Genomic DNA, 15,336 nt, shown 5'->3' with positions numbered 1-15,336 from the left:
CATGAGCGAGACCCGCGAGAGACGCCTGCATCCCGCCCTGGAGCGGTTTCACCTGGCGTGGGACCTACTGGTCATCGCCCTGGTGGTCGCCAACCTGGCGCTGCTGCTGTTCGACAGCCTCTTCCTGCTGGCGCCGCTCAACGCCGCCTTCGAGGCCGCGGCGCCTGGCCTGCATGGCGTCTACGAGCGCCATGTCCACGCCAACTTCCTGGCTATCGACCTGGCCTTCGTTGCCGTCTTCGTGCTCGACGTGCTGCTGGGCTGGGCGGTGGCCATCGCCGAACGGCGCTACCACCGCTGGTTCTTTTACCCCTTCGTGCACTGGTACGACGTGCTGGGCTGCATCCCGGTGGGCGGTTTCCGGTTGCTGCGCATCCTGCGCGTGATCTCGCTGCTGTACCGCCTGCAGCGCATGGGGCTGATCGACGTGCGCCGCTGGTACCTCTTCGGTGTGCTCACCAAGTACTACGACATCCTGCTGGAGGAGCTCACCGACCGCATCGCCATCCGTCTGCTGGATAACGTCCAGGCGGAGATCCGCGCTAGTGACTCGCTCTCCCGCGGCATAGTCGAACAGGTGGTGCGCCCGCGCCAGCAGGCGCTGATCCACGAGATCAGCCAGCGCCTGGAGGCGATGGCCGGCAGCGCCTACACCCACAACCGCGAGGACATCCTGCGCTACGTGCGCGGCCTGGTGGGCCGCACCCTGGCGGAGAGTCCGGAGGTCCGCCGCCTGGAGCGCCTGCCGCTGGGCGGCCAGCTGACCCGCGGGCTCGAGGCCTCGCTCTCCGACCTGGCCTGCCGCCTGGTCAACGAGGCGCTGGCGGGGCTGCAGTCGCCGGAGTTCACCGCCCTGGTGGAACACCTCGCCGAGAGCGGTTTCGACGCCTGGCTACGCACCGACCCGCACACCGAACAGGTCACCGAGCAGGTGCTGGTGGACATGCTGGAGCTGCTCAAGGAGCAGATCGCGGTGAAGGGGTGGCAGCACCGCTACGACTGACCCAGCCCTACCCTCGCCTGCCGGTCACGCCCGCAGCGCCATGACACGCTCCAGCTCCTGCCGATAGGCCGCTTCATGCTTCGCCGGGTCGGCGGGGAAGCGGCCGAGCGCCACCGCCAGGTCGAAGAACCCCTGCCGGGGCAGGTCGCCTCGGCGACTGACCACCAGGGCGGCGATCATCGGCCGATCTGCGGCGACGTCCTCGCGCATCAGCGCCTCCAGGGCCTGGGCGACGCGCTGGATGGTGCGCGGCGGCGAAAGCCCCAGTGCCTCGGCGGCCTGCCGATAGGTGATCGGCAGCGCCGCGTCGGGCAGTCCCATCAGCAGGTCCCGCAAGCGCGGGGCAATTCCCGCCTCGACCTGGCTCTCCATGCAAGACTCCTCCTCGAAATGGCTGTCATTCTCCGGCAGGTGGACCGGATGCGCTGTGCCGAGTCTCCGCCGTGGCATACTCCCGAGCAAGTCCACCACCGGATTTCCGAACCAGGAGACAGCCCATGCTCACCGGCCTGAGTGCCTTTCCATTGACGCCCCTGAACGAGGACGCCATCGACGAGGCGGCATTCGTCCACCTGGTCGAGAGGCTGGTGGCTGCGGGTGTCGACTCCATCGGGGCGCTCGGCTCCACGGGCAGCTATGCCTACCTCGGCCACGCCGAACGCGCACGCATCGCCAGGCTGGCCGTGCAGAGTGCCGGCAATGTGCCGGTGATCGTGGGCATCAGTGCCCTGCGTACCCGCGATGTGCTGGCCCTGGCCGAAGACGCCGAAGCGACGGGCGCCAGCGCGGTGCTGCTGGCACCGATGTCCTATCAGCCGCTGACCGATGCGGAGGTCTTCGGCCTCTATGAGGCCGTCACCACCCGGCTTTCGGTGCCGCTGTGCGTCTACGACAACCCCGGCACCACCCACTTCACCTTCAGCGACGAGCTGCATGGGCGCATCGCGGCACTGCCCAATGTCGCCTCCATCAAGATTCCGGGTGTACCCGCCGAGCCAGCGGCCGCTCGCGAGCGGGTCGAGCGGCTACGCGCCCTGGTGCCGCCCGAGGTGACGATCGGCGTCAGTGGCGACGCCTTTGCCACCACCGGGCTGAATGCCGGCTGCGAGGCCTGGTACTCGGTGATCGGCGGCCTCTTCCCCGAGGCCGCCCTGGCCATCACCCGTGCCGCCCGGGCCGGCGATGCCGAGGAGGCCCAACGCTTGTCGACTCGGCTCGAGCCACTGTGGGCGCTGTTCCGTCGGCACGGCGGCAGCCTGCGGGTGGTCGCCACCGCGGCGGAGCTGCTGGGGCTCGCCGAGTCGCCCTGTCTGCCGCTGCCCCTGAAGACGCTTGAGGGAGAGAGCCGGCAGGCGCTGGCCGCCGTGCTGGAGGAGCTCGAGCTGGCGTAACCGGGCAGAGCCTGGTCGGCGGTGATGGTCAGCATCGGTCCTTGATATGTCGGCTGGAGGCGTGTCTGCATGACGTCGCTTCCTTCGCATCGGCCCGAGCTGTACCTTGGGGGTCTTCTCTTCACATCGACTCACATCGACAGGATGACTGCCCCCATGCCGACGAGACACTCCACGCTACCCGACCCTCGCGTCTGGCGGTTCGCCCTTGTGCTGATCATGGCGGTGCTGCTGACGGGTTGCGGCGTCAACAACATCCCCACCTATGACGAACAGGTGAAGTCCACCTGGGCCCAGGTGGAGAACCAGTACCAGCGGCGCGCGGACCTGGTGCCCAACCTGGTCGAGACGGTCAAGGGGTTTGCCCGCCAGGAGCAGGAGACCCTGACCGCCGTGGTGGAAGCAAGGGCCAAGGCCACCTCGATCCAGATCGACGCCGAGTCGCTGGACGACCCGCAGAAGATGCGCCAGTTCGAGCAGGCCCAGCAGCAGCTGACCGGCGCGCTGAGCCGGCTGATGGCGGTATCGGAGCGCTATCCCGAGCTTAAATCGAACCAGAACTTCCTGGCCCTGCAGTCGCAACTGGAGGGCACCGAGAACCGCATCGCCGTGGCGCGGCGCGATTACATCACCGCGGTCGAGCGCTACAACACCGAGATCCGCACCTTCCCCGGTCGCCTGTGGCACACCATCCTCTACAGCGACATGGCGCTGCGCGAGAGTTTCGAAGCCACGACCGAGAACGCGGACCAGGCCCCCCAGGTGGAGTTTGAATGAGCGATCTTCTGCGCATTCCGCTGATGGCGCTGCTGCTGACGACGGCCGTCGGGCTTCAGGCCCAGGACGTTCAAGCCCAGGAGCTCGACTTTCCCGACCTGACCGGCCGCGTGGTAGACCAGGCCGAACTGCTGGACCCCACCACCGAGTCTCGCCTGAGCGCGCAGCTGGCGGCCCACGAGGAGGCCACCACCGAGCAGCTGGTGGTGGCCACCCTGTCCGAGCTTCAGGGCGTCCCCATCGAGGAGTATGGCTATCAGCTGGGGCGCCACTGGGGCATCGGCCAGGCCGAGGAGGACAACGGCGCCCTGCTGATCGTCGCGCCCAACGAGCGCAAGGTGCGCATCGAGGTCGGCTATGGCCTCGAGGGGCGCCTGACCGACGCCCAGTCCTCGGCGATCATCAACCAGACCCTGACGCCGGCCTTCCGCGAGGGTGACTATGCCCGCGGCATCAGCGAGGGCGTGGCAGCGATGATCCGGGTCCTGGGTGGCGAGCCCATGGATACCAGCGCCACCTCCGGCGCCCCGCCCGGCGAGCAGGGCCCCAAGGGACCGGCATCGATCCTCTTCTTCGTGCTGTTCGTGATCGTCATGAGCCTGGTGCGCGGTGGTCGCGGTGGCCTGCTGGGCGGCATGCTGCTGGGCGGAGCCCTGGGCGGTAGGTCGCGCGGTGGCGGCGGCTTCGGCGGTGGGGGTGGTTTCGGCGGAGGCGGCGGCGGCTTCGGCGGCGGCGGTGCGTCCGGCGGCTGGTAGGCCGGCCTTCCCCTTCCGGTGGCGACACCGACATGACATTCAGGATTCGGAGATCACGACCCCCATGGCTTTATTGAGCGAAGACGAGCAGCGCCAGGTCTGCGAGGCGATTCATCGGGTCGAGCGCGACACCGATGCCGAACTGGTCACCGTGCTGGCACCGCGGGCGGACGACTACGCCTATATCCCGCTGCTCTGGGCGGGCCTGCTGGCCCTGGTGGTGCCCGGTGCGATCAACTACTTCCCCGGCTGGTTCTCGGCCTGGGAACTGACGCTGGTGCAATGGGCGACCTTCATCGTGGTGGGCCTGATGTTCCGCCGCCCCGCCATCACCACCCGGCTGATCCCGCGAGCGGTTCGCCACTGGCGCGCAGGCAACCTCGCCCGGCGACAGTTCCTGGAGCAGGAGCTTCACCATACCGAGGGGGGAACGGGGATGCTGATCTTCGTTTCCGAGGCCGAGCGCTACGTGGAGATCCTGGTCGACCGGGGCATCTCGGCCCGCATCAGCGACGAGACCTGGCAGTCCATCGTGGCGGCCTTCACCCGGAGGGTAAAGGAGGGCGAGACCCTGCAGGGCTTCCTCGAGTGCATCGAGGCCTGCGGCGAGCATCTCAAGGAGCAGGTGCCGGCCACCCACGAGCGCAACGAGTTGCCCAACCACCTGGTCGTGCTGGACTGATCCTGCCCTGGAACACCGCGAGCGCCGCTCACCGGTCGGAGGGCCGGCATGAACAGGGAGGGCGACGCCCGCCGGGTCAGCGCGTGGCGCAGAGCCCCTTCCAGTCCTCGAGGTCGAGCTCAGGCTTCTCGGCGCGGAAGCGCGCGTAGAGCTCGACGCCATGCGGGTCCTCGAGGATCTCGACCAGCACGCCCCGGCTCTGCAGCAGCGGCTCGGTACCCGAAGCGTTGGTGACATCGCCCACCACCACCCGGGAGAAGCCGCGCATGGTGAGCAGGGTGGCGCAGATCTCGCAGGGGCTCAGCGAGGTGAACAGTGTAGTGCGGCTGAAGTCGATGCGCCCGGCATCGCGGATGGCGGAGGTCTCGCCGTGGTGATAGGGATGATTCTCCTGCACCAGGGTGTTGTGCCCCTTGCCGACGATGCGCCGGGTGGCGTTGTCGATGATCAGCGCGCCGATGGGGCAGCCGCCCTCATCGAAACTCTTCTGCGCCAGCAGCACCGCGATGCGCATGAAGTCGGCGTCGGTGAGCCGGCGGGCGAAGTCATCATCCATCAGCACCGGCAGGCTGGTGGTGGGCATATGGGCGATGGCGGCGAGCGCCGCCTGGCTCACATCCGAGCGGGCATTGAGCAGCGTTTCCATGACGGCTCCAGCGATTTGCGACCCTGCCAAGATGCGTGGCGCAGGTGCCTTGCGTCAACCGCGCCCTCAACCGCTATGCTGGGCGCCTGATCATTGGGGAGAGAGACCACCATGCTGGAAGGCACCACCGCCATGGCGGGCCAGTTCTTCGGCCTTGTCGCACTGCTGCTGTGCATCCTGGCGTTCGCCAGCAAGCAGGATGAGCGCCTGCTGGTGCTGCTGATCTCGGCCAACGTGGCCTTCGCCCTGCAGTTCCTGTTCCTGGAGAGCTGGACCGCGGCGGCGCTGACCCTGCTGGTGATCGTGCGCATCGCCCTGGCCCGCCGCTACCCGGGCAGCGGCAAGGTGATGGCCGGGGTGCTGGCCGCCAGCGGCGTGGCGGCGCTGGCGACCTGGCAGGGCTGGGCCGACCTGCCAGCCGTGGTGGCGATGGTGCTGGGCACGGTGGGCATGTTCCTGCTGCGAGGCATACCCATGCGCGTGATGCTGGGACTGGCGGCCGTGGCCTGGATGCTCAGCCACCTGCTGGCAGGCGCCGTGGGCGGCACCCTGGCCGAGGCGCTGGTGGTGGTCACCAACGCCATCACCATCTGGCGCCTGCTGCGCGCCAGGCGGCGCTACCCCGAGGTGTTCGAGAGTAGCGACGCCTGAACCCGGGGCGTGGCCCTCACTTCATCTCGAAGCCGCGCTTGACCAGGAACTCGCGCATATGCGGGCGCAGCTTGGTGTCGAACAGCGGGGTGAGGTTCCGCGACCAGGTGGTGTCCTTGGGGCCGCCCTTGCGCGACTGGTAATAGGCGTGCATGGCGTCGTCATAGGCTGCCACCAGCTCGCTGTCGTCGCTGTAGGTGTCCTCCTTGAGGATCGCCTCCACCGGCAGGCGCGGCTTCACGTCGGGATCATGGGCCGGATAGCCCAGGCACATGCCGAACACCGGGTAGACATGGTCCGGCAGGCCCAGCAGGTCGCTGATCTGCTGGGGATTGTTGCGAATGCCGCCGATGTAGCAGATGCCCAGCCCTTCCGATTCCGCGGCAATCGCCACGTTCTGGGCCATCAGGGCGGTATCCACGCTGGCTACCAGCAGCTGCTCGGTCATGCCGCGCACCACCCGCGCACCGGTGCGCTCGGCCGCCTCGGTGGGGCGCTTCATGTCGGCACAGAACACCAGGAAGGCGCCGCAGGTGGCCACGTAGCCCTGCCCTCCGGCCAGCTCGGCGATCGCCTCACGGTTCGCCGGGTTTTTCACGTGGATGACGCTGTAGGCCTGCACGTGGCTGGAGGTGGCGGCGGCCTGGCCGGCACTGACCAGCTCCTCCAGCAGCTCCCGGGAGACAGGCTGGTCGGTGAACTTGCGCACGGAGCGGTGGGACTTGAGCAGTTCGATGGTGGGATTCATGGGACCTCGCTCGGTTGATGTCGCATCGCGTCTGATGGTTGCTTAACAGACTCATTGTTCCACGCCTCGTCCTCCCCTTGCACCGCCTTTTGCCGGCGGACTTTTCAGCGACGCCGCGGCTGGGTAGTGTGAAGCCCTTCCCGCCCGGTTGCCCGCGCGCCGCCACAGTGCCCCGTCACCCACCCTCTGCCCCATCCTCCGAGGCTTACATGAAACGCATCCTTCTCGTCGACAACGGCTCCCTGCGCCCCCAGGCCACGCTCAACCTGCGTCGCCTGGCCGGGGCCCTGGCCCAGGCAACCGGGGAGCCGGTGGAGGCCGCCTCGCTGCTGCACTCCCACAAGATCCCCGCCGAGCAGCTGGAGGGGGAGAAGGCGGTGACACTGGGCCCGCTGGCCGAGCGCCTGGCGGCGGAGGGCGTGACCGAGCTGGTCATCGTGCCCTTCTTCTTCGGCCCCAGCCAGGCGCTGACCCGCTACCTGCCGGAGCGCCTGGCGGAGGTGCAGGCAGAGTATCCGCGGCTCTCCATCAAGGTGGCGGCGCCGCTGGTGGACACCCTCGCGGAGCTCGACCTGCGCCTGGCCCGACTGCTGGCCGACAATGTTCGCCAGGTCATGGGGCACGCTGGCGGTCTCGAGCGGCCGACGGTGGTGCTGGTCGATCACGGCAGCCCGATCCCCGAGGTTGCCGCGGTGCGCAACTATGTGGCCGGGCAGCTCGGCGCGCTGCTGAGTGAAGAGGCCGGCTGCGTCACCTTCGCCTCCATGGAGCGGCGCGATGGCGACGAGTATCGCTTCAACGAGCCGCTGCTGGCCGACCTGCTGGCCTCGCGGGCGCTGGCCGGTCGCGAGGTGATCCTGGCCATGCTGTTCCTCTCCCCCGGCCGCCACGCTGGCGAGGGCGGCGACATCGCCGAGATCTGCGAGCAGGCGATGGCGGCGTCACCCGGGCTCACCGTCACCACCACGCGGCTGGTGGGCGAGCATGACGGCATCCTGGAGATCCTCGCCAGCCGTGTGACCCAGGGGCTCTCGGGGCAGTCGCTGCTGGTGGAGCTGCCGGCGCGAGGCTGATCGCACGAGACCGAGCGCGGGACGACACCGGACAAAACCCTGTACCCTGACGCCAGCCATGACAACAACAAGACTTTCATCCTCGGGGTGCCCAGGGGCCACCCCGAGGAGAGTATCCATCGCAGACAGAACCCCCGGAGGATCCATGGGCTGCGCGAGAGTTGCGGGACACTGCCAACGCTGCGAGGGGGAGCTGCCCTTCGATATCACCATGGCCTTCCAGCCCATCGTGGATCTGGACCGGCGCGAGATACACGCTTACGAGGCCCTGGTGCGCGGTCCAAGGGGCGAGCCCGCCGGCCAGGTGCTGGAGAGAGTCACCGATGAGCTGCTGTACCGCTTCGACCAGGCCTGTCGCGTCAGGGCCATCGAACAGGCCAGCCAACTGGGCATGCGCGAGTCGCTCTCCATCAACTTCCTGCCCAATGCCGTGTATGAACCCGAGGCGTGCATCCAGGCCACGCTGGAAGCCTCGCGACGCGTGGGCTGGCCGCTGGAGAAGCTGATCTTCGAGGTGGTCGAGTCGGAGCAGATCACCGACCGGGAGCATCTCCACGATATCGTCACCGCCTACCGGCGCATGGGCTTCCGGGTCGCCCTGGATGACTTCGGCACCGGGTACGCCAACCTCGACCTGCTCACCGAGCTCACCCCGGACAAGCTCAAGCTGGACCGACAGCTGATCCAGGGCTGCCATGCCGATCTGCGACGCCAGGCACTGATCGATGGCATGGTGGCGATGGCTCGCCGGCTCGGCATCATCCTGATCGCCGAGGGTGTCGAGGAAGCCGGAGAAGCCCGCTGGCTCCACCAGGCCGGCATCCCCCTGCAGCAGGGCTACTTCTTCGCCCGCCCTGCCCTGGATGCCCTGAGCGCTGACCTGGCGCCGGCCTTCGCTGCCGTCCTGGATGTTTCCTCCCCGCAGAGTGCCACCTCATGACGCTGTTACCGGACCGTTTCGACAACATGGCGCGAGTCATCCATGCCGCGCCCATCGGCATCTGCGTGACCGATGCCGAGGGCCACTTCGAGATGGTCAACCCGGCCTACTGCGAGTTCTATGGTTACCGCGAGGAGGAACTGCTGGGCCGGCCCCAATGGTGGTACCCGAGGCCAACCGTGCGGCCCTCCAGGCACTGCATGAGCGCTTCATCGCCGGCGAGGACGACGAGGAGCTGGCCCAGGAGTGGGAAGTACACGGCAAGGACGGCGAGCTGCACAATATCCTGGCCCGGGCAGCGCGCATCGCCGACGCCGACGGGGCGGTAAAGAAGGTGACTTTCGTTGTGGATATCACCACGCGCAAGGAGATGGAGCAGCGCCTCGAGTTCCTGGCCCGCCACGACGAGCTCACCGGGCTGCTCAATCGGCGTGCCGGCCTGGCGCTGCTGGAGGAGGAGATCGCACGCAGCCAGCGCTACGTCACCCCGCTCTGCGTGGCGACCTGCGACCTGGACCACTTCAAGCGCGTCAACGACCGCCATGGCCATGCCGCCGGCGACGCCGTGCTGCGCGAGGCGGCCTCGCGCATGCGCTCGACCCTGCGTCAGCACGACCATCTGGTGCGCATGGGCGGCGAGGAGTTCATGGTGGTCCTGCCCGGCATTTCCCGGCGCGAGGGGTGGCGCGCCATGGAGAGACTGCGGCTGCAACTCGCCGCCACGCCCCTGGAGCAGCCCCCGCTGACGCTGACCCTCTCGGCGGGAGTCACCGAGTTCTCCGCCGGCGAGAGTGCCGATGCGCTGATGGAGCGCGCCGACCAGGCCCTCTATCGCGCCAAGCGCGAGGGACGCAACCGGGTGCTGGAGGCCGAGCTGCCGGCCATGGGCAAGGCGACCTGATCCGGGTAGCATGGCCACGCCAATTCCATCACCCGCGAGGATGCAACGTGAACCCCGAGGACCTGCTGACGCTGGTGAGGATGCGCATGCCCTTCGGCAAGTACCAGGGATGGCTGCTCGCCGACCTGCCGGGCCCCTACCTGGCGTGGTTCGCCCGCGAGGGCTTTCCCGACAGCGAGCTGGGCCGCCTGCTCGCGCTGATGCACGAGATCGACCACAACGGCCTGGGCGGCTTGCTCGAGCCGCTGCGCCGATCCTGACCGCCAGGGGACCATGATGCTGAAAATTTCCAACAGCGTTGAGCTCGGCGACTGGGAGATCGAGCTGAACCCGATCCGTGCCCAGGGCGCCGGCGGCCAGAACGTCAACAAGGTCGCCAGCGCCATCCACCTGCGCTTCGATATCCAGCGCTCCAGTCTGCCGCCCTTCTACAAGGAACGGCTGTTGGCGCTCGGCGACCAGCGCATCAGCCAGGACGGCGTGGTGATCATCAAGGCCCAGCGCTTCCGCACCCAGGAGCAGAACCGCGAGGATGCCCTGGAGCGGCTGCGCGAACTGATCCGCGAGGCGGTGAAGCAGCGCAAGGTGCGCAAGCCCACCCGGCCGACCCGCGGCTCCCAGCGCCGCCGGGTCGACGCCAAGACCCGCAAGGGCAAGACCAAGGCACTGCGCGGAAAGGTGAAGCCATGAGCGACGTCCGCCGGCAGCGCCCGGCCTCGCCCTGCGTGCAGATCTGCCGCGTACGCAACGCGGACAGCCTCTGCGAGGGTTGCGGCCGCACCCTAGACGAGATCACCGCCTGGTCACGCCTCGACGAGGACGGCCGAGAGGCCGTCTGGCAACGCCTGGAGGCCGAGGGCTGGCCGGTCAGCGGCAGCGAACCGGCCTGACACGCCGGCGCGGCTGCCCTCTCAGTGCCGCTTGACGCGCTGGATCCGCCAGGCCAGCACGCCGATGATGCCCAGCCCCAGCGGGCCCAGCACGGCTGCGGCCACCGCCGGCACGATGCTCACCCCCAGGGCGTCGAGGCTCTGCAGGCCAAGCTTGAAGAGGCTGAACAGGTAGTAGCTGATCACGATGATCGACAGCCCCTCGACCGCCTTCTGGATCTTCAGCTGGCTGCTGGTGCGCTCGTTGAGGCTCGCGAGCATCTCGGCGTTCTGCTCCTCGATCTCCACCTGGGCGCGGGTCCGCAGCAGGTCGTTGAGCCGTGCAACGCTCTCGGCGAGGTCCTGCTGGCGACGGTGGATCGAGTCACAGAAGTGCACCGTGGGCCGGAAGCGGCGCAGGATGAAGGTGCCGAGCCTCGGGCTCTCACCGATCCGACTCTCGCGCAGCTCCTCGATGCGGGTGAAGACGATGCGCGAATACGCCTCGGTGGCGCTGAAGCGCCGGCGTGACCGCGCCCCGGAGCGCTCCAGACGCGCCGAGAGCTCGGAGATCGCTCCCAGCAGCGGCCGCGAGCTCTCCGCCTCACGCTCGGCATTGCGCTCGGAGAGCTCGCCGAGCTCCTGTTCATGGGCCTGCAGCTCGCGCTCGAGCTCCTTGGCCAGCGGCAGTGCCAAGCTGGCCATCATGCGGTAGGTCTCGATCTCCAGCAGGCGGCGCGTCATGCGCCCCAGCCTGAAGGCATCCAGCCCCTGGTTGACCAGCAGCAGGCGATTGACGCCGCTGTCGGTCAGGCGGAAATCGCTCCACACGATGGCATCGCCATCCCCCACCCGTGAGCCGGAAGGGTCGCGAAAGCCGTAGTCGGAGGGCCTGCCGGCCCAGCGGTGGGCGGACTCCACCAGCACCTGGGTGGCACTGATCAGCTGGGCGTGATTCGGGCCCACCAGGGTGTCGAGCAGCGCCGGAGGAGCCGGCCAGGCCTCCTCTTCCGGCGCCCGCGGCACCAGCAGCGTGAGGGTCAGGAACTCGGTGTGACGCTCCCACTTCAGGGTCAGGCCCTCGACCTCGAGGATCTGCTGAACCGCCTCGCGGTCCGGCGGCGTGCCGATCAGCTCGCCCAGCCGTGCCAGCACGGCCTCGCAGGCGCCGGCCTCGTCGAGCAGGGCATAGTGGTGAAGGGTGGCCGGCTCATCGAAGTAGATCGAGGGCCGGGCGTGCAGCTCGTTGTGCAGTCGCTCGCGCTGTGGGTGCATGGTCATGTCTCGAAAGGGGAAGCTCTCGAGACTAAGTCCGAGGACGGCTGCCGCCAAGTGCCTGCGTCAACTCGCCCCGTCCGGACTCAGAGCCAGCGGATGCGTCGGAACAGCCAGATCAAGCCGACGGCGATCGCCAGCATCACACCGAGCAGCACGAAGTAGCCGTAGCGATAGCCGAGCTCGGGCATATGGGCGAAGTTCATCCCGTAGATGCCGGCCAGGAAGGTCAGCGGCACGAAGATGGCGGTGATCACCGTGAGCAGGCGCATGGTGATATTGAGCTGGTGCGAGGAGAGCGAGATGTAGCCGTCGATCAGGTCGCCGCAGATGTCGTAGTACATCTGGGTCAGGCTGTGCAGGCGCTCGAAGCGCTCGTGGACGTCGTTGATGGCGTGGAGGGTCTCGTCGACATCCCGCGGCAGGTGGGCGTAGTCGTAGGCGGTGAGCTCCTGGGTGATCCCCACGTGGTAGTTGAACACCCGGCGCATCTTCACCAGTCGCGAGCGATAGCCGATCAGCAGGCGCATCAGGGCATCATCGCCGCCCTCGACCAGGCCATCCTCCAGGTCGCTCAGCTGGTTCTCGAACTGCAGCAGGCTGTCCAGGTAGAAGCCTGCCGAGAGGTACATGGCCCTGAGTGCCACATGCTCCGGTGAGCGTCGCAGCAAGCGCTCGCCCTCGGCACCGTAGAGGCGATCGAGGCTTAGCGCCGTGTCGGGGTGCAGGCTGAGCAGGAAACGCTCGCCGACGAAGAAGGCGACGCGCTGGGGCACGAAGTTGAGTTCGGCATCGAAGGAGCCGATCCCGCGGTAGATGATCAGCGTGTGGCCCTCGAACTCCTCGATCTTGGGCGGATGCCGATCGCGATGGGCGTCGTCGATCGCCAGCGGGTGGCAGTCGAAGGCCTCCAGCAGCTCCCGCTCGCGGGCCTGCGGCTCGCCCTGCAGGTCGAGCCACAGGTAGCTATCCGTGCTCTTACGCCAGCGCTCGACCAGCGAGACATCGCCGTGGCTGGCAGTGCCGTCACCCTCAACCAGTATCGCTCGAATCATTGCCATGCCCCCTGCTGGTCGCGGATCCGACTCAGATTGACAGGCTCCAGGCCTCGTAGGCGGCCTTGAGGCGATAGAATTCGTCGACGATCTCGTTCATGGCCTCGGCGTCATAGTCGCACAGGCCACTGACCACCAGCTTCTTGGAGCCGGTACCCACCTGCTCGCCGCCCGACTGGATGCGGAACTCGAGCAGGGTGTCACCACGCTTGCCGTTGACCTCAAGGGAGGAGTCGAGCAGCTCCAGCGCGGGGGTGAGTCCCTCGAGACGTTCCAGGGAAAACCCCATGCTGTCATAGATCACCAGCGGCCTGCGGGGATTGAACATCACGCCCTTCTGTTCCATCAGCGGCTTGAGGTAGTGCGGGAAGTTCTTGCCCGAGAACGAGACATAGCAGCGCGTGAAGGCCTCCACCACTGCCTCGTCGCGGGTCACCGCGCCGCCGCGCGAGACCTCCAGATAACACTTGCCGGCGTCATCACAGACGCGAATCAGCCCGTCGGCATGTTCCTGGAAACACAGCGGGGTACCATCGCCCACCATGTTGAGAAACCGGAACTCCATGCGCTGGGAGAGGCCGAAGCGCGCCAGTACCAGGGCAAACAGCAGGTCGCCGGGCACGCAGAAGCGCCGTGCATCCGGATTGTGGATGGGGTTGTAGTCGCCGGCGACTCCCTTGGCGAATCGACTGGCCTGCTCCGCCGAGATGGTGATGCGGTCCTCTGCCAGCGTATGAAATTCATCGAGAAACATGCGTGACTTGCCTGCGTCGTTGGCGATCCGAAAACGGCCGGCGTCTGCCGGAGCGCTGATGATGCCACAAAACGGCCTCCGGGGGAGACGGGAGGCCCCTGCTCACCCCACTACTCCTTTGGTGGTAAGGCTTTGCGCCTATATTGCGCTGCACTAGCGGTGGTAGAATAGGCACGCTTTCTCACCCTTCCCACGAACCTCGTTTTCGGGACTCAACGCCATGCCATCCTTCGGATACCCAACCCTACGGCCCCGGCATACCGCCTGGTGGTCGGGATGCCTCGTGCTTGTCTGCCTGCTGTTCAGCCCCGCGGCCTTTGCCGTGACGGGCGAGCTGGACCTCACCAACTCCGTGGTCGGCCTTATCGCCGTGAGTATCTTCGTCCTCGCCTATGCGCTCGTCATGGGCGAGGAGAAGCTGCACATGCGCAAGTCCAAGCCGGTACTGGTCGCCGCGGGCATCATCTGGGCGCTGATCGGCTGGGTCTACGTGCAGGCCGGCATGCCTGCCGAGGCCGAGCACGCCTTCCGCGCCACCCTGCTCGAATTCACCGAGCTGATGCTCTTCCTGCTGGTGGCGATGACCTACATCAACGCCCTGGACGAGCGCCGCGCCTTCGACGTGCTGCGCAGCTGGATGGTGCGCAAGGGCTTCACCTACCGCCAGCTGTTCTGGATCACCGGCGGCCTGGCCTTCGTGATCTCTCCCATTGCCGACAACCTGACCACCGCCCTGCTGATGTGCGCGGTGGTGACCAAGGTCGCCGAGGGAGACAAGCGCTTCATCAACCTGGCCTGCGTCAATATCGTGGTGGCGGCCAATGCCGGTGGCGCCTTCAGCCCCTTCGGCGACATCACCACGCTGATGGTGTGGCAGGCCGGCATGATCGAGTTCCAGGAGTTCTTCGTCCTGCTGCTGCCCTCGCTGGTCAACTTCCTGATCCCGGCGGTGGCGATGACCCTGTTCATCAAGAACCGCAAGCCGGACAGCCTCGAGGAAGAAGTCTGGCTCAAGCGCGGTGCACGCCGCATCGTGGCGCTGTTCCTGCTCACCGTGGCCACCGCCGTGGCCTGCCACACCTTCCTGCACCTGCCGCCGGTGCTGGGCATGATGACGGGCCTTGGCTACCTGCAGTTCTTCGGCTACTACCTGCGCCGCACCCTGCCCCGCTCGCTGGAGAAGAAGCGCACCCGCTATGCCCGCCGCGGCGACGACAAGAAGCTGGCCCAGCTGGGTAGCGTGGTGCCCTTCGACGTCTTCAACCGCGTGGCGCGCGCGGAGTGGGACACCCTGCTGTTCTTCTACGGGGTGGTGATGTGCGTGGGTGGCCTGGGCTACATGGGCTATCTGGCGATGCTCTCCGAGGCGCTCTATAGCGGCTGGGGAGCCACCAACGCCAACATCGCCCTGGGCCTGATCTCGGCGGTGGTCGACAACATCCCGGTGATGTTCGCGGTGCTGACCATGGAACCCGACATGTCCCACGGCCACTGGCTGCTGATCACCCTCACCGCCGGCGTCGGCGGCAGCCTGCTCTCCATCGGCTCCGCCGCCGGTGTGGCACTGATGGGCCAGGCCCGCGGCAACTACACCTTCATGGGTCACCTGCGCTGGGCCCCAGTGATCGCCCTGGGCTATGCGGCCAGCATCGCCACCCACCTGTGGCTCAACGCCGGCACCTTCCAGGTCTTCGGCTGAGCCAGCCTGCCCGGCGGCACCGCCGCCGGGCAGGCTGCGTTGAAGCGCCCGCTTTACATTCCTATCCCTTCATGTAGCGTATGAGCAGATGCCCGTCACGGCACACCGATGCGTGTC

19 protein-coding genes are annotated in these 15,336 nt (G+C 67.5%); 13 read left to right on the top strand and 6 right to left on the bottom strand.

The genetic code is table 11. The features are described 5' to 3' along the window. Nucleotide 1 precedes the first annotated feature (1 nt). Entirely contained in the window at nt 2-1,003 is a 1,002-nt protein-coding gene (locus tag LWH48_RS03625; protein WP_232911311.1) for an ion transporter, read from the top strand. Nucleotides 1,004-1,027: 24 nt separating this feature from the next. Here the strand turns inward: LWH48_RS03625 and LWH48_RS03620 are convergent, their stop codons facing one another. Beyond that, a complete protein-coding gene (locus LWH48_RS03620) occupies nt 1,028-1,375 on the bottom strand; it encodes a hypothetical protein (protein ID WP_232911310.1) in 348 nt (115 codons plus the stop codon). A gap of 125 nt (nt 1,376-1,500) precedes the next feature. On the opposite strand from LWH48_RS03620, the gene LWH48_RS03615 reads away from it, so the two are divergent. The 4 genes from LWH48_RS03615 to LWH48_RS03600 all read left to right on the top strand — a co-directional run bounded on the left by LWH48_RS03615 (nt 1,501) and on the right by LWH48_RS03600 (nt 4,608). Further along, nucleotides 1,501-2,394 carry a dihydrodipicolinate synthase family protein gene (locus tag LWH48_RS03615; protein WP_232911309.1) on the top strand — a complete coding sequence of 298 codons (894 nt, stop codon included), beginning with the start codon at nt 1,501-1,503 and terminating at the stop codon, nt 2,392-2,394. A 156-nt stretch (nt 2,395-2,550) separates the two neighbouring features. Continuing rightward, nucleotides 2,551-3,171 carry a LemA family protein gene (locus tag LWH48_RS03610; RefSeq protein ID WP_232911308.1) on the top strand — a complete coding sequence of 207 codons (621 nt, stop codon included), beginning with the start codon at nt 2,551-2,553 and terminating at the stop codon, nt 3,169-3,171. Further along, entirely contained in the window at nt 3,168-3,926 is a 759-nt protein-coding gene (locus LWH48_RS03605; protein WP_232911307.1) for a TPM domain-containing protein, read from the top strand. The genes LWH48_RS03610 and LWH48_RS03605 overlap by 4 nt, the downstream gene beginning before the upstream one ends. 64 nt (nt 3,927-3,990) lie before the next feature. Beyond that, entirely contained in the window at nt 3,991-4,608 is a 618-nt protein-coding gene (locus LWH48_RS03600) for a TPM domain-containing protein (RefSeq protein WP_232911306.1), read from the top strand. A 76-nt stretch (nt 4,609-4,684) separates the two neighbouring features. Here LWH48_RS03600 and LWH48_RS03595 read toward each other — a convergent pair whose 3' ends face one another. Then, nucleotides 4,685-5,254: a nucleoside deaminase gene (locus LWH48_RS03595; protein WP_232911305.1), complete on the bottom strand. Its 570-nt coding sequence runs from the start codon at nt 5,252-5,254 to the stop codon at nt 4,685-4,687. 111 nt (nt 5,255-5,365) lie between these two features. On the opposite strand from LWH48_RS03595, the gene LWH48_RS03590 reads away from it, so the two are divergent. Beyond that, on the top strand, nt 5,366-5,905 hold the full coding sequence (locus LWH48_RS03590; protein ID WP_232911304.1) for a YgjV family protein: 540 nt from the start codon (nt 5,366-5,368) through the stop codon (nt 5,903-5,905). 16 nt (nt 5,906-5,921) lie between these two features. Here LWH48_RS03590 and nfsA read toward each other — a convergent pair whose 3' ends face one another. After that, a complete protein-coding gene (gene nfsA / locus LWH48_RS03585) occupies nt 5,922-6,653 on the bottom strand; it encodes an oxygen-insensitive NADPH nitroreductase (protein ID WP_232911303.1) in 732 nt (243 codons plus the stop codon). Between the two features lie 209 nt (nt 6,654-6,862). Between nfsA and LWH48_RS03580 the strand changes: the two genes are divergently transcribed. The 6 genes from LWH48_RS03580 to LWH48_RS03555 all read left to right on the top strand — a co-directional run bounded on the left by LWH48_RS03580 (nt 6,863) and on the right by LWH48_RS03555 (nt 10,457). Next, nucleotides 6,863-7,726, top strand: a complete 864-nt coding sequence (locus LWH48_RS03580) for a sirohydrochlorin chelatase (RefSeq protein ID WP_232911302.1) — start codon at nt 6,863-6,865, stop codon at nt 7,724-7,726. Nucleotides 7,727-7,871: 145 nt separating this feature from the next. After that, on the top strand, nt 7,872-8,666 hold the full coding sequence (locus LWH48_RS03575) for an EAL domain-containing protein (protein ID WP_232911301.1): 795 nt from the start codon (nt 7,872-7,874) through the stop codon (nt 8,664-8,666). Beyond that, nucleotides 8,635-9,567, top strand: a complete 933-nt coding sequence (locus tag LWH48_RS03570) for a GGDEF domain-containing protein (RefSeq protein ID WP_442908290.1) — start codon at nt 8,635-8,637, stop codon at nt 9,565-9,567. The genes LWH48_RS03575 and LWH48_RS03570 overlap by 32 nt, the downstream gene beginning before the upstream one ends. Nucleotides 9,568-9,614: 47 nt before the next feature. Beyond that, on the top strand, nt 9,615-9,827 hold the full coding sequence (locus LWH48_RS03565) for a DUF3820 family protein (protein WP_023006568.1): 213 nt from the start codon (nt 9,615-9,617) through the stop codon (nt 9,825-9,827). 16 nt (nt 9,828-9,843) lie between these two features. After that, nucleotides 9,844-10,257 carry an alternative ribosome rescue aminoacyl-tRNA hydrolase ArfB gene (gene arfB / locus LWH48_RS03560; protein ID WP_161430650.1) on the top strand — a complete coding sequence of 138 codons (414 nt, stop codon included), beginning with the start codon at nt 9,844-9,846 and terminating at the stop codon, nt 10,255-10,257. Next, on the top strand, nt 10,254-10,457 hold the full coding sequence (locus LWH48_RS03555) for a DUF1289 domain-containing protein (protein WP_232911299.1): 204 nt from the start codon (nt 10,254-10,256) through the stop codon (nt 10,455-10,457). Before arfB ends, LWH48_RS03555 begins: the two co-directional genes overlap by 4 nt. A 21-nt stretch (nt 10,458-10,478) precedes the next feature. Here the strand turns inward: LWH48_RS03555 and LWH48_RS03550 are convergent, their stop codons facing one another. The 3 genes from LWH48_RS03550 to LWH48_RS03540 form a co-directional block, all read right to left on the bottom strand. Beyond that, complete coding sequence (locus LWH48_RS03550; protein ID WP_232911298.1) at nt 10,479-11,711, bottom strand: DUF3422 domain-containing protein; 1,233 nt, start codon at nt 11,709-11,711, stop codon at nt 10,479-10,481. Between the two features lie 86 nt (nt 11,712-11,797). After that, nucleotides 11,798-12,766: a magnesium transporter CorA family protein gene (locus LWH48_RS03545; RefSeq protein ID WP_232911366.1), complete on the bottom strand. Its 969-nt coding sequence runs from the start codon at nt 12,764-12,766 to the stop codon at nt 11,798-11,800. Between the two features lie 31 nt (nt 12,767-12,797). Further along, nucleotides 12,798-13,520 (bottom strand): DUF3581 domain-containing protein, encoded by a 723-nt coding sequence (locus tag LWH48_RS03540; RefSeq protein WP_232911297.1) that lies wholly within the window; start codon nt 13,518-13,520, stop codon nt 12,798-12,800. Nucleotides 13,521-13,803: 283 nt separating this feature from the next. Between LWH48_RS03540 and nhaD the strand changes: the two genes are divergently transcribed. After that, complete coding sequence (nhaD, locus tag LWH48_RS03535) at nt 13,804-15,219, top strand: sodium:proton antiporter NhaD (protein ID WP_442908289.1); 1,416 nt, start codon at nt 13,804-13,806, stop codon at nt 15,217-15,219. Nucleotides 15,220-15,336 lie beyond the last annotated feature (117 nt).

It is taken from the genome of Halomonas sp. G15 (assembly GCF_021282295.1).
Lineage (GTDB): Bacteria > Pseudomonadota > Gammaproteobacteria > Pseudomonadales > Halomonadaceae > Halomonas > Halomonas alimentaria.
The sequence above is the reverse complement of the archived record's forward strand: the minus strand, read 5'-3'. Positions and strand labels throughout refer to the sequence as shown.

Excerpts from the sequence above, each read along its gene's own strand:
- LWH48_RS03615 (WP_232911309.1), top strand. The coding sequence starts at position 1,501 with ATGCTCACCGGCCTGAGTGCCTTTCCATTGACGCCCCTGAACGAGGAC.
- LWH48_RS03545 (WP_232911366.1), bottom strand. The coding sequence starts at position 12,766 with ATGATTCGAGCGATACTGGTTGAGGGTGACGGCACTGCCAGCCACGGC.
- LWH48_RS03595 (WP_232911305.1), bottom strand. The coding sequence starts at position 5,254 with ATGGAAACGCTGCTCAATGCCCGCTCGGATGTGAGCCAGGCGGCGCTC.
- LWH48_RS03580 (WP_232911302.1), top strand. The coding sequence starts at position 6,863 with ATGAAACGCATCCTTCTCGTCGACAACGGCTCCCTGCGCCCCCAGGCC.
- LWH48_RS03570 (WP_442908290.1), top strand. The coding sequence starts at position 8,635 with ATGTTTCCTCCCCGCAGAGTGCCACCTCATGACGCTGTTACCGGACCG.
- arfB (WP_161430650.1), top strand. The coding sequence starts at position 9,844 with ATGCTGAAAATTTCCAACAGCGTTGAGCTCGGCGACTGGGAGATCGAG.
- nfsA (WP_232911303.1), bottom strand. The coding sequence starts at position 6,653 with ATGAATCCCACCATCGAACTGCTCAAGTCCCACCGCTCCGTGCGCAAG.
- LWH48_RS03620 (WP_232911310.1), bottom strand. The coding sequence starts at position 1,375 with ATGGAGAGCCAGGTCGAGGCGGGAATTGCCCCGCGCTTGCGGGACCTG.
- LWH48_RS03540 (WP_232911297.1), bottom strand. The coding sequence starts at position 13,520 with ATGTTTCTCGATGAATTTCATACGCTGGCAGAGGACCGCATCACCATC.
- LWH48_RS03575 (WP_232911301.1), top strand. The coding sequence starts at position 7,872 with ATGGGCTGCGCGAGAGTTGCGGGACACTGCCAACGCTGCGAGGGGGAG.
- LWH48_RS03625 (WP_232911311.1), top strand. The coding sequence starts at position 2 with ATGAGCGAGACCCGCGAGAGACGCCTGCATCCCGCCCTGGAGCGGTTT.
- LWH48_RS03610 (WP_232911308.1), top strand. The coding sequence starts at position 2,551 with ATGCCGACGAGACACTCCACGCTACCCGACCCTCGCGTCTGGCGGTTC.
- LWH48_RS03550 (WP_232911298.1), bottom strand. The coding sequence starts at position 11,711 with ATGCACCCACAGCGCGAGCGACTGCACAACGAGCTGCACGCCCGGCCC.
- LWH48_RS03590 (WP_232911304.1), top strand. The coding sequence starts at position 5,366 with ATGCTGGAAGGCACCACCGCCATGGCGGGCCAGTTCTTCGGCCTTGTC.
- LWH48_RS03555 (WP_232911299.1), top strand. The coding sequence starts at position 10,254 with ATGAGCGACGTCCGCCGGCAGCGCCCGGCCTCGCCCTGCGTGCAGATC.
- LWH48_RS03605 (WP_232911307.1), top strand. The coding sequence starts at position 3,168 with ATGAGCGATCTTCTGCGCATTCCGCTGATGGCGCTGCTGCTGACGACG.
- LWH48_RS03600 (WP_232911306.1), top strand. The coding sequence starts at position 3,991 with ATGGCTTTATTGAGCGAAGACGAGCAGCGCCAGGTCTGCGAGGCGATT.